Origin of the sequence: Salidesulfovibrio brasiliensis JCM 12178 (assembly GCF_001311825.1) — a bacterium.
Taxonomy (GTDB): Bacteria; Desulfobacterota; Desulfovibrionia; order Desulfovibrionales; family Desulfovibrionaceae; genus Pseudodesulfovibrio; species Pseudodesulfovibrio brasiliensis.
In genome coordinates this window covers 26,805-39,001 of record NZ_BBCB01000006.1, presented here as the reverse complement: position 1 = coordinate 39,001, position 12,197 = coordinate 26,805, and the positions used below count along the sequence as shown (strand labels likewise).

General features: G+C 59.4%; 12 protein-coding genes and 1 pseudogene. 3 read left to right on the top strand and 10 right to left on the bottom strand.

The genetic code is table 11. The features are described from left to right. The 3 genes and pseudogenes from JCM12178_RS03645 to JCM12178_RS03640 all read left to right on the top strand — a co-directional run bounded on the left by JCM12178_RS03645 (position 1) and on the right by JCM12178_RS03640 (position 1,788). A complete protein-coding gene (locus JCM12178_RS03645; RefSeq protein ID WP_245628595.1) occupies positions 1–747 on the top strand; it encodes an ABC transporter permease subunit in 747 nt (248 codons plus the stop codon). Then, positions 720–1,025 (top strand): ABC transporter permease subunit, encoded by a 306-nt coding sequence (locus JCM12178_RS19265; RefSeq protein ID WP_245628594.1) that lies wholly within the window; start codon positions 720–722, stop codon positions 1,023–1,025. Before JCM12178_RS03645 ends, JCM12178_RS19265 begins: the two co-directional genes overlap by 28 nt. After that, positions 1,025–1,788, top strand: a pseudogene (locus JCM12178_RS03640) (amino acid ABC transporter ATP-binding protein). Before JCM12178_RS19265 ends, JCM12178_RS03640 begins: the two are co-directional and overlap by 1 nt. Positions 1,789–2,435: 647 nt before the next feature. Here the strand turns inward: JCM12178_RS03640 and JCM12178_RS03635 are convergent. The 10 genes from JCM12178_RS03635 to folP form a co-directional block, all read right to left on the bottom strand. Next, a complete protein-coding gene (locus JCM12178_RS03635; protein WP_054648860.1) occupies positions 2,436–2,879 on the bottom strand; it encodes a hypothetical protein in 444 nt (147 codons plus the stop codon). Between the two features lie 19 nt (positions 2,880–2,898). Continuing rightward, on the bottom strand, positions 2,899–3,720 hold the full coding sequence (locus tag JCM12178_RS03630; RefSeq protein WP_157054719.1) for an SH3 domain-containing protein: 822 nt from the start codon (positions 3,718–3,720) through the stop codon (positions 2,899–2,901). A gap of 10 nt (positions 3,721–3,730) precedes the next feature. After that, a complete protein-coding gene (locus tag JCM12178_RS03625) occupies positions 3,731–4,231 on the bottom strand; it encodes an OmpH/Skp family outer membrane protein (protein WP_245628593.1) in 501 nt (166 codons plus the stop codon). Positions 4,232–4,307: 76 nt separating this feature from the next. Further along, positions 4,308–6,647, bottom strand: a complete 2,340-nt coding sequence (gene priA, locus JCM12178_RS03620) for a replication restart helicase PriA (protein WP_054648855.1) — start codon at positions 6,645–6,647, stop codon at positions 4,308–4,310. A 2-nt stretch (positions 6,648–6,649) separates the two neighbouring features. Further along, on the bottom strand, positions 6,650–7,411 hold the full coding sequence (locus tag JCM12178_RS03615; protein ID WP_054648853.1) for a hypothetical protein: 762 nt from the start codon (positions 7,409–7,411) through the stop codon (positions 6,650–6,652). Further along, complete coding sequence (galU, locus tag JCM12178_RS03610; RefSeq protein WP_054648851.1) at positions 7,399–8,271, bottom strand: UTP--glucose-1-phosphate uridylyltransferase GalU; 873 nt, start codon at positions 8,269–8,271, stop codon at positions 7,399–7,401. Before galU ends, JCM12178_RS03615 begins: the two co-directional genes overlap by 13 nt. A gap of 8 nt (positions 8,272–8,279) precedes the next feature. After that, complete coding sequence (gene glmM, locus JCM12178_RS03605) at positions 8,280–9,632, bottom strand: phosphoglucosamine mutase (RefSeq protein WP_054648847.1); 1,353 nt, start codon at positions 9,630–9,632, stop codon at positions 8,280–8,282. A 13-nt stretch (positions 9,633–9,645) separates the two neighbouring features. Beyond that, on the bottom strand, positions 9,646–10,551 hold the full coding sequence (locus JCM12178_RS03600) for a CdaR family protein (RefSeq protein ID WP_054648844.1): 906 nt from the start codon (positions 10,549–10,551) through the stop codon (positions 9,646–9,648). Between the two features lie 2 nt (positions 10,552–10,553). Next, entirely contained in the window at positions 10,554–11,309 is a 756-nt protein-coding gene (gene cdaA / locus JCM12178_RS03595; protein WP_054648840.1) for a diadenylate cyclase CdaA, read from the bottom strand. A 9-nt stretch (positions 11,310–11,318) separates the two neighbouring features. Then, positions 11,319–12,182 carry a dihydropteroate synthase gene (gene folP / locus JCM12178_RS03590; protein ID WP_054648930.1) on the bottom strand — a complete coding sequence of 288 codons (864 nt, stop codon included), beginning with the start codon at positions 12,180–12,182 and terminating at the stop codon, positions 11,319–11,321. Positions 12,183–12,197 lie beyond the last annotated feature (15 nt).

The following is a 12,197-nucleotide window of genomic DNA, read 5'->3' as shown; positions in this document are numbered from 1 at the left end:
GTGAAAACACGCATTGACGCCATAGTGAGGAGCGCCGCCGTTGCGGTGCTCCTCCTTCTCACGATCCTGACCGCCCTGCCCGCGCAGGCCGCCGATGCCGACGCGCTCATGAAACGCGCCAACAACATCATGGCCACCGGCGACCTCGACGCTGCGGTCAAGGTATATCTCGAAGTCCCCAAGCCCGGTCCCGAAGGGGATCAGGGCCAGTTCGTGGCCAGCCGCATGCAGGCGGCCCGCCTCGAATTCGCGGTAAAGGATTATGACGCCGCGCTCACCATCATCGAAGAACTTCTCTCGGTCTATCCGGACAACATCGAGGCCAAACAATTCCGCGATTCGGTGAAGGAATCCATGATGCCCCAGTGGAAACGGCTGATGAACGACACAGTCAAGTTCGTTCCGCACCTGCTGAAAGGCAGCCTCATGACGCTTCTGCTGGTTGTCTTCACCATGGTGATTTCCCCGATAGGCGGCCTGTTCATCGCCCTCGGCCGCATCGGCACCTTCAAGCCGGTCAGCAAACTCTGCTGGTTCATCATCTGGCTCTTCCGGGGAACGCCGCTCCTGCTGCAACTTTTCTTCATCTACTACGGGCTGCCCGCCCTCGGCATCACGCTGAAGCCGATCCCGGCAGCCCTCATCGGCCTTGGCCTCAACTATTCGGCCTACCTTGCGAGATCATCCGAAGCGGCATCCTGTCCATCGACAGGGGGCAGATGGAAGCCGCCGAGGCCATGGGCATGACCTACTGGCAGGCCATGCGGCGGGTCATCATCCCGCAGACATACCGCGTGATCCTCCCGCCCGTGGGTAACGAATTCATCGCCCTCATCAAGGACACCGCGCTGGTCTCCACCATCGCCATGGTCGAACTCATGCGCACGGCGGACCAGCTTTTCAACGCGTCCTTCAACATCACGGTGCTCGGCCTCGCCGCCTGCATCTATCTTCTTTTCACCACCGTCTTCACCTTCCTCTTCGAGCATCTTGAAGAGAAGGTGGGCGCCTACGAGGTCCGCTGATGCAACCGCTTCTGGAACTCAACAACATCGTCAAGACCTTCGGCGAACATCGCGCCGTGGATAACGTGGACCTCACGCTTGAACCCGGCGAACGGACCGTCATCATCGGTCGTCCGGCTCCGGGAAGTCCACCCTGCTTCGCACCATCAACTTTCTGGAAACCATCGACTCCGGCACCATCCGCTTCGAAGGGGAAGAGGTCGGCTACAGGCAGGTGAAGGGCGAACAGGTGCTCGACAAAGCCAAAAACATCTGCCGCCTGCGCGCCCAGATCGGCATGGTCTTCCAGCATTTCAACCTTTTCCCGCACATGACCGTCCTTGAGAACGCCATGGAGGGGCAGGTCACGGTGCAGGGAATGGACAAAAGCGAAGCGCGCGACATCGCCCTGAACATGTTGGAGAAGGTCGGCATGGCCGATTTTGCGGACCGCCACCCTGCTTCGCTCTCCGGCGGTCAGAAACAACGGGCGGCCATCGCCCGCGCCCTTGCCATGCGCCCGAAGCTGATGCTCTTCGACGAACCGACCTCCGCGTTGGACCCGGAGCTGGTCGGCGAAGTCTTTGACGCCATCAAGCAGCTCGCCAACGAGGGCATGACCATGATCATCGTCACCCACAACATGGGATTTGCCCGCGAGGTGGCGGATCAGGTGGTGTTCATGGAAAACGGCTCGTTCCTTGCCAAAGGCTCCCCGCAGGAATTCTTCGGAGAAAAGGTGGACGACCCGCGCATCAAGACCTTCATCGACCGGATTTTTTAGCGACCAGCGCAAGCTGCCAGCCTCATCACTTGCAGACAGCTCGCAATCCATCCACAAAAAAAGTTCGGCATACTAAATAGTTGCACAGACAACATCGATCGCCGAAACCTGCGAAATCCCATTTTCGGGCAAGCTTTGCACACCCTAAAGTTTTCGGGCGGTTAGCCGATTAAGGGTAAGACTCGACACGGCTATCCGGGGGTAAAGACATGGTTACCAAGATGGTTCAGGCTACCGGCTTCAAGAGAATTCTTGAACTCTGCAAGGCTGGACGCTTCAGGGAAGCGGAAATGATTCTCAAGGGTTTGCAGGACGAATTTCTGGCTCTGTGCGAAGAAAACGACGTCCTGAAGAAACAGCTCGGCGAAGTGGCGGAGATTCTGGATCTTTCCGAAAGAATCCGATTCGATGGGCGCAAGTACTGGCTCGACGAGGACGGCGAGATCACCGGCCTTTCTGCCAGGTTTGCTACGACCGCGACGGACTGCTCATCCACCTGCAAGCGCGCGGACCGCAATGGGAGTGCAGCCACTGCAAGAGCATCTTCCTTGAGACGGTGCCCGAGCAGCCAAGCGCACGCCAGAACGCGCACGCCGAAAAGCAGCTTCCGCTGTTCATGGACCGAGAGTACGCCTAACCGTACGGGATCAACGAAGGTACTTGGTCCCGTACAGAACGGCCTTTCGGGCCCAGAACTCGATCTCTTCCTCGTAGGTGTACTTGGCAGAGATGAATGCAAGATCGTCCAGATCCATATCAGGCACGTAGATTTCCAGATGCAACTCCCTGCCGCTCTTGCGGAATTCCTTCCAGAGCGTGCTGGCGAAGTCCTGCATGACCGTCGCCTTGGGCAGGCGGTCCACCTTCACGTACACCTTCACGATCTCAACCGGCGTACCTAAAAGCGTTGATTCGGCGCGCTCCATGATTCCGTACTGGAAGCCGTGTGCGCGCCTGTTCACCTTGGGCTCGGAGCGATGCACCGGGGCCGAGGGATTGCGCGGGATGACGATGGTCTTCTTGCCGCTTTCACTCTTGCTGATGACTGGCTTGGTCTTTACTCCGTCCGGCTCCACCAGACGCTGAAGCACATAACCGAGCGCCCGCGATTCATTGCGAACCGGTGCACTTGGCGCAAAGACCGCGTACCAGCTTGTCCAGAAAATCGACCTTGATTGTCTCGCCCTTGGGTACGGTCGTGGCGTAATTGGACCCGCTGCGACGTTCAGAGCGCAGATGCAGTTCCATGGGTGCCACAAGCAGCTTGCCCCATCCCGAGGAGGCCTCACGTTTAAGAGCAACTGGTGCTTTCTTCGGTTCGCTGACCTTTTGCGGGGCCGGTTTTGATTCGGGCTTGGCCTCGGGTTTCGGCGCAGGCATGGATTTTGGTGCAGGCTTTGGCGCAGCGGCAGCCGGTTTGCTGGTCGGTTCCAGATAGTCGGCCTTGACCCAGCCCATGGCGTTCATTTTGCTGCGGATGGTGGAGCGGGCCTCGAAAACCGCAAACCAGCCGTCTTCGGGGAAATCGGCACGGACCACGGTGCCGGGCGAAAGCTGCCCGACTTTCTTATCGGCCCGATCTGGACCGGAACGGACGTTCAGCGTCGTGGCGGAGCGCATCCACTCACCCCACGGCTCCTTCTCCACCTCTCCCCGGCGCTTCTTGAGATATTTCACGTTGGCGAAACCCGCCACTCGCACGTTGTTCGCGTCCGTCATCCACGGCTCGAACACGGCAGCCCAGCCATCCTGAATCCATGCGATCCTGACCTGCTGGCCCGGTTGCAGCACACCGACCCACGATGCTTTGGGAGAGCGCGCCTTGCGCAGGTTGAGCGGACGGTCCGGATACCGGACCTCGCTGAAAGCCATGGCCTGCGAGGCCACGAAGAGGCACATAACGGCAATGAAAAGCGTCAGCAGTCGTCTCATCGTCATCCCCCTATATACCTGCGTCCAGTTCCTTGAGAACCCGCTCTGTCAGGTCCACGGAAAGGTCAATGTAGCCGATTGCCTCGGGATCGGTCAGGATCATGGTGAAACCCATGGACTTTGCCAGCCGCCGCAGAATCTTGTCCGCACGCTTCATCACGAACTGAATGAGCCTGCGCTCTTCCTCGCGAATCTGAATATTGCTGTCGGTCACAAGCTTTTCGTGCTTGCGAAGCTCCCGCTTGAACTGGTCTTCCTTGATGTCGCGCTCGGCTTCGGAAAGCAGGCCGGACTCCATCTCGGCCTTGATGGCCTTGAGTTTTTCCGCACTCTCCTGAATCTGCTGGTCCTTGATGCGACCAAGCCGGGCGAGGTCTTCCTGCGCCAGTTTACCCACCTTGGATTCGCTGACAATCACCTGCGGGTTGATGAACCCGACCTTTGCCGAGGCGGCCTCGACCGTGCCGAAGAGGCACAGGACCGCAAGAAATATGACGGAGTATCTGAGCATGGTGCTCCTGTTGTGTACTGTTTTCATGAGGACAGGTTGTACCGCTTCGTCGTTTGCCTGTCGAGACGGAAAGCGATCAGAGCATGTTGACCGGATCAAGATCCAGCGAGACGCGCAGCTCTCCGCCGGGTTTGGCATAGGCCCGCACAGAGGAGTACAGCTCGCGCATGGCCAGCCACGACTCACCCTTGAGCAGGCAGTTGAAGCGAAACCGCCCGCGCAGCTTGCCCATTGGTGCCGGGGCGGGACCGAGCGCGGTGACACCCAGCGCCTTGGACCGTTCGCGCACCGTGTTGGTCAGCATGGTCAGTACCTGCGGTCCGTCAGCCCAGCCGTCCGGATAGCTGATGCGCAGCAGGCCGAGCCGCGAGAACGGCGGATAGGAGAACATCTTGCGCCGCTTGACCTCACGCTCAAAGAATGAATTGTAGTCCGCCTTGACGACTTCCTTCCAGACCGGATGGTCCGGGTTGCGCGTCTGGATGAGCACCCGACCGGGCATCTCACCGCGTCCGGCGCGGCCCGAAACCTGAACCAGCAGTTGAAACGTGCGCTCGGTGGAACGATAGTCGGGCAGGTTCAGCCCGAGATCGCCGTCCACTACCACGACCAGTGTGACGCGCGGAAAATCATGGCCCTTGGAAAGCATCTGCGTCCCGACGAGCACCTGCGCCTCACCCTTTCTGAACGCGTCCAGAATCTCCTCCATGCTCTGCTGCCGCCGAACCGTGTCGCGGTCCATACGCAGGATGGCCGTATCTTCCGGCAGCGCGTCACGAAGGGCCTCTTCCAGCCGTTCCGTGCCTTCGCCCATGGGGATGAAATTTGCTCCACCACAGTTTCTGCACAGCAGCGGATAATCCAGCGACAACCCGCAGTAGTGGCACAAAAGCCGCTCACGGCCCTTATGGTAGGTCAGTCCCACCTCGCACTCCGGGCATTTCACGGCCTCGGCGCAGTCCGTGCAGTACATGACCGGCGCATACCCGCGCCTGTTGAGCATGACGATGGCCTGCTCGCCGTTCTTCACGGTCTCACGCAGCGCCTCGGTCACGCGCTCGGAAAAATGATCGGACGGGTCACTCAGGCCGGAGATGTCCACCAGCTCCACGCTGGGCAGCATCCCTGCACCAGCTCTGCTGACAATGGAATGGACCGGAATCCGCCCTTCCCCGGCTGCATGGAATGTTTTGACGTCGGGCGTTGCCGATCCCAACAGTAGAAGAGCCTTGAACTTGGAGGTTAGAAAGTGGGCAACTTCCTTGGCGTGATAGGCCAGACGTTCTTCCTGCTTGTAGGACTCGTCGTGCTCCTCATCCACGACCACAAGGCCCGGATTGCGAACCGGCACGAACAGCGAGGACCGTGTGCCCACAACGCATACAGGGCCGGGGGCATTGGCCGCGACCCGGAAGACCTCCTCCCGCACCGAGGGGCTCAGGTAGCCGTGATGAAAAAGAATGGTTGCCCCGGGCAGCGCGTCGGCAATGGCCTTGTGAAGCTGACAGGCGATGGCGACCTCCGGGGCGAGCACAACCGCCGAACGACCGAGTTCCAGCGCCCGCCGCACAAGATGCAAATACACCAGTGTCTTGCCGCTGCCGGTCACGCCATGCAGCAGGTGACTCCCGCCGCCGTTTTCCAGCGCGGGCAGCAGTGTTTCAAGCACTGCGGACTGCTCTTCGTTCGGTTCATGCAGCGGAACTGCCGGAGCACATTCCGGGAGCGTGGCGCTCTCCCCTTCGCCAATGGCGAGCAGGCCGGACTTGACGAGCGCGCGAACCGTCGTCGGCACCCAGTCGCCGAGGGATTGCCGAAGCCATGAAAGGCTGGTGGCCCCGTTGTCATGGATGAATTCGAGAATGGACAGCTGCCTGCGGGCGTTTGGGCGCACCGGCCACGGCGGATCTTTCTTGAGCGAGACGTGCCGTTCCTCGGCTTCACGTTTCGGGTCCAGCCGGACTCGCATCCGCCCTTCCCGCCACATCCGAGCGAGTTTTTTGCGCTGGGAATCAGTCAATCCGGAAAAATCACGCGGCTTGAGCGTGGCGGAAAAATCCTCGCCCGGACCGCAATCCAGAGAGAACACAACGTCTGCGGTTCGCAGGCCACGCGGAAGTGAAGCTTCAAGAATGCGGCCCAGCGGTTCCATCTGTCGATAGCCGAGCTGCTCGCACATTTCGAGATGCTCGGGCGTGAACATGGGGCCAGTCTCCAACGGCAAGCCGATGCGCTTGAGTGTCACGCCCTCCGGCGCACCATCGGCCTCGCCAACGACCACACCAACGCGACGCATCCGGCCGAGCGGCACGATCACCCGCATTCCGGCACAGACGTCACCGAACCACTTGGGTTCCTTGTACGTCAGCGTTTGATATGGGGGCGAAACAACAGCGACCCGCCACAGCCGGTCCATGGCTAATCCCTCAGGGACGGCAGCGTTGAGAACTGTCTGGCAAGGGTTCCGAACGGGTCGGGAGGCTGGAGACACCCTTCCGGAGCCGCGTTCTGCCGCACCGTCTGCGCGTCGTACAACGCGGGATCAGCCGCCTTGTTGAGACGACTCCATTTCATGGAGTAATCAAGAGCATTGCCGTCCGGCAGAAGGACTGTACCAGCCTCAGGGACCATGAATCCGCCGAGCATGGTGTATTCTGAATAGAGAAATTCGATGTTCCCTGCAGGGACAGCCACGCGGATGCGCAGCAGGGACATGTCTTCATTATTGAGCCAGACTTGGGGCCTGTCATCGTCACCCGTCTCCGAGCCAAGGATGAAGCTCGGGGAATCCCCATGAAACCCGAAGCCGCTCATGGAGCTGTCTATGCCGAGCTGCTTCCACGCTTTCAACGGCGACGGCATGTTCCAAAGGAGCGTCAAAGGGAGCGGAAAGGACTCCGGACAGGAAGCCACGGCTTGTCCAGCATAGCCCACCGAAACCGCCTTGCCCTTTTGTCCCGGGACAGTCCACTCCTGCCGCCACTGCGACCCGTTCTGCCATATCGTAGCCATAACTCCCGGATGACCGGGAAAGGACACATCCACGCTCCAGGATGACAGCGTGCCGTATTCCTTGGCCATGCGCCCTGAAAGTTCATCCTCATCGGGAGTGAACCCCCACGCGGCTGTCGCCGCGAGCAGCAGAAGGGTCGCAGACAGCAGAAAGACTAGTCTTTGCAAGGCAGGATCTCCTGAATGCGTTTGACAAGGTCGTCATGGAGCTCCTCGTCATGCAGCGCGAAGTAGATATTCGCGGTCAGGTACTCCACCCAGTCGCCCGCATCAAAGCGCTGACCCTGCATCTTGACGGCGATGAGCTTGCCCTGATCGGCCAACCCCTGAAGCGCGTCGGTAAGCTGGATTTCACCGCCCACACCGGCTTCCTGAGTTTCAAGAATGTCGAAAATCTGCGGCAGCAGCACATAACGCCCGGTAATGGCGAGGTTGGACGGAGCATCTTCCTTCTTGGGCTTCTCCACCAACTTGTCAACGTGGTAGACGCCCGGTGCGAACTCCTCGCCGGAGATGATGCCGTAGCGGTGAACCCGGTCCTCCGGTACCTCGATGACGCCGACAGCAGCCTTGCCTTCGGTCTCTGCGGCCTCCAGCAGTTCCGAAATTCCGGAATTCTTGCCGAACATGAGGTCGTCACCGAGCATGACGGCGAACGGTTCGTTCTTGCAGACTTCCTTGGCGCACAAAACAGCGTGACCAAGGCCGAGCTGGCGCTTTTGACGGACGGAAATGATATCGACCATCTCTGCGACCTCGCGCACCTCCTTGAGCAGTTCAGTCTTGCTGCCACGCTCAAGCACCTGCTCCAGCAGGAAGTTGCGGTCAAAGTGGTCTTCGATGATCTTCTTGTTCTGGTTGGTCACGAACACGACGTCGGAAAGACCGGCCCCGATGGCTTCCTCAACGATGTACTGAACGATCGGCTTGCGGAAGATGGGAAGCATTTCCTTGGGGATGTTCTTGGTTGCGGGCAGGGAGCGAGTTCCCCAGCCAGCCACGGGAATGACAGCTTTCCTGACTTGCATATGACCTCCTAGCGCAAATGCTTCTTGAGTGCTTCAACGATGTCGTCGGCGTATTCCTCGACCTTGTCGGGATTCTCGCCTTCGACCATCACGCGGGCCACCGCTTCAGTGCCGGAATACCGAAGCAAAACCCTGCCCTTGCCGGCCATCGCGTCCTCGACCTTGCGGACCGCATCCTGCACCTGCTCCACTTCCTCAAAGGGAATCTTGCGTTCGACATGAACGTTTTTGAGCACCTGCGGGAACGGTTCCAGCCAGTTCGAAAGCTCGGACAGCGGCTTTTCCATCTCCTGCATTATACGCAACAATTGCAGTGCTGCAAGAAGTCCGTCACCCGTGGTGCTATGCTCGCGGAAAATCAGGTGCCCTGACTGCTCGCCGCCAAGGACCGCACCTTCGCGGCGCATGACCTCAACCACGTAGCGGTCGCCCACCGGGGTGCGAAGCAGCTTGCCGCCACGCTCTTTCATGAACAATTCCAGCGCCATGTTGCTCATGACCGTGGCCACGAGCATACCGCCGGGGAGCATCTCCTTCTTGAGCAGCTCGTCGGCACAAAGGGCCATGATCTGATCGCCATCGAGGATTCGGCCGTTCTCGTCGCAGACGATGAGTCTGTCTGCGTCACCATCCAGCGCAAGCCCGATGTCGGCGCCGTGCTCGCGCACCGCGTGCGAAATGACCTCGGGGTACAGGGAACCGCATTTGCTGTTGATGTTGATGCCGTCGGGCTTGTCGCCCACGCGGATGACCTTGGCACCCAACTCCTCCAACACCGAAGGGGCAACGCCGTATGCCGCGCCGTTGGCGCAGTCCAGCACGATCTTCATACCGTCGAGGGTCAGCGTGTTGGAAAAACTGTGCTTCAGGTACACGATGTAGCGACCACCAGCATCCTGAATGCGATGGGCGCGCCCCACCCGCTCGGATGGCGGATAATCCCACTGGGTATCGGTGTTCATCACCAGCGAGGTGATCTCATCCTCAACCGAGTCTGCCAGCTTGAACCCTTCATGATCGAAAAACTTGATACCGTTGTCCATGAACGGGTTATGCGAGGCGGAAATGACCACCCCGAGGTCGGCGCGCATGTTTCGGGTCAGGAAGGAAATGGCCGGGGTGGGCATGGGGCCCACCAGAAAGACATCCATGCCGTTGGCGCAGAAACCGGACGTGAGCGCGGTCTCAAACACATAGCCGGAAAGGCGGGTGTCCTTTCCGATGACCACGCGGTGACGCTTCTTGCCGTTACGGAAGAACTGGCCGGCAGCAAGGCCAAGACGCAGGGCCACCTCGGGTGTCATGGGGAATATATTGACCTGCCCACGCAGGCCGTCGGTTCCGAACAGTCTCTGATTCATAGTTTTACTCCGGTCACTTTCTCTCAATGGTCACGCCAACGGTTTCGGGGTTGAGCTTCTCAACCTTCACTCCGTCGGGCACCACCACCTTGTATTCCATATCATACTCTCCGGGGCCGATATCCTTCGGCACGTCGAGGAGTGCGGAAATATCCTTTCTAAACGAGTTGTCACGGTACCACAGAAGCGGCCCGTCAATGAGCAGGCGTACGTAATCCTGACGCGGCGTCACGGCAAGTGTTTTCGGCGCCACCACGTTCAGCGGTATCTTGACCCATATTTCCTTGGTCTTGGGCTTGAACTTGATGGCAATGCGGACCTGTGCCGGATCAGGCTCGATCTCGTCCGGCAGGTTCAGGCCAGAATGCTCGATCCAGACCTTGGGCACGTCGCGCGGGAAGTCTTCCCTCACCGTGATGCGAGCCTTGATGATCTTGCGAAGCTGGGTTTCAGGGCCGCGAATCTCCACCTCGGACGGCTCGACACTGACCCCGTCAAATTCATAATAGCTATCCAGCTCACCGATCCAGTCCACTTCCACCGGAATCGTCTTCACTGCGATGCGATCCACCTGAAGGGAGAGCCTGTTGGGCATTATCTCCACGATGGTGAACGCCGAGGGCACTGGAATTCTGTCCACATCCACTTCCACGACGTTTTCGCCCACATGAAAGTCACGGGCGTCCACATCATAGACAAGCTGCTTGCCGCTGAGGGTCCGCAAAAGCCCCTTTGGACCGCGCAGGCGAACGCGGATTGTGTCCACAAGCCCGCTCTCGACCATGAGTCCCTTGGGCGGGTTGCTCATGATTACCGACATGTCAACCACCGTCTCAACGGTCTCCTGTCCATTGACAAGAAACCATGAGAATACCGACATGACGAGCGCCAGCAGCATGTATTTCCAGTTCTTCCACACGGCTATCGCTCCAAAGCGTTCTTGATGACCCGACGCAGGCGCACTTCGTCGAGGCTGGTTGTCAGTCTGCCGCCGATGGCGATGGAGATTTCCCCGCGCTCCTCGGAAACGACGATGGTAATGGCGTCCGTGCTTTCACTGATACCCAGCGCCGCGCGGTGACGGGTGCCGAACATACTGTTGCCGCGCAGTTTGCTGGAGAGCGGCAGGATGCAGGACGCAGCAGAGATGCGGCTGCGACTGATGACCACAGCCCCGTCGTGCAGCGGGGTCTCATGGTTGAAAATGGTGCGGAGCAGTTCGTCCTTGACGCGCGCGTCAATCTCCACGCCCCGCTCTATGATGTCGCCGAGCGGCACGTTCTTTTCCAGAACGATGATGGCCCCGACGCGCTCTTTGGCCATGGCTGTCACCGCATGAACAAGCTCGTCGAGAATCGTATCCTCAATCTGCTGCGACTTCATGAACCAGAAACGGCCGGTCCCAAGCTGCGAGAGGCCCTTTCTGATATCTTTCTGAAAAAGTATGATGATGACGAGAAAGATCGCGTCCAAAAATTCGCCGAGCAACGTGTTCAGCGTAAAGAGGTTCAGCCTGCTGGAGACGAAATAGACCACCAGCACGAGCATGAGGCCGTAGACCACGGCAACCGCGCGCGTGCCGCGCACCAGCAGAATGAGATTATAGAAAATGATGGCGACCAGGCCGATATCGAGAATGGCCTGCCAGACGAATTGGACCCCGAATATCTCGAACATTGATACTACCTATGCCAGAGCATGCACAATGGTCAATGTCTGCATGGCTGAACGCACGTCATGAACGCGGTGAATGGCGGCACCCTTCATGGCTGTCGCGGCGGTGCCCACCTGTGTGGCGTTGCCGCGCTCCCCAACGTCAAGTCCCAGAAGCCCCTGCCACAAAGATTTGTTGGACAGCCCCATGAAAACAGGCAGTCCGAACCGGGTGAACCGCTCCACCCCGGCAAGAATGGCGAGATTGTGTTCCAGCAGCTTGCCGAAACCGATGCCCGGATCGAGAACAATTCTGTCCGAAGGAACCCCGGCCTTGTCGAGCTGCTCCAGTTTTCGCTCGAAAAACCGGCAGATGTCTTCAACAGGGTCATCATACCTGGGCGCGTCCTGCATGCTTTCCGGCCTGCCGAGACTGTGCATCAGCACGTAACCCGGCTTGTACTGACCGAGCACGTCCAGCAATTCAGGATCATACTCGAAGGCGGAGACGTCATTGATGATGTCCGCCCCGGCATCAAGTGCGGTTGCCGCAACCCCGGCCTTGTACGTGTCCACCGAAATTGCCGGAACGACCTCGATGCAGTCGTGTCGCTCCACGGGCTTTCCTGCCAACTCCCGAATGACCGGCATGATCCGGTCCAGCTCTTCGGGAGCGTCCACGGGGTCAGCATAGGGACGCGTGCTCTCCCCGCCGATGTCGAGAATCGTCGCGCCATCGCAGACCAGCTGCCGAGCATGCGCAACGGCTGTCTCCGGAGCGGGATAGCTCCCCCCGTCATAAAACGAATCCGGCGTCACGTTCACGATGCCGGCAATGAAAAAGGGGGCCGGGCCAAGCACCCTGCCCCCCTGAATGGTCCATATGGTATCGGTCATGGTCACACGTCGCCG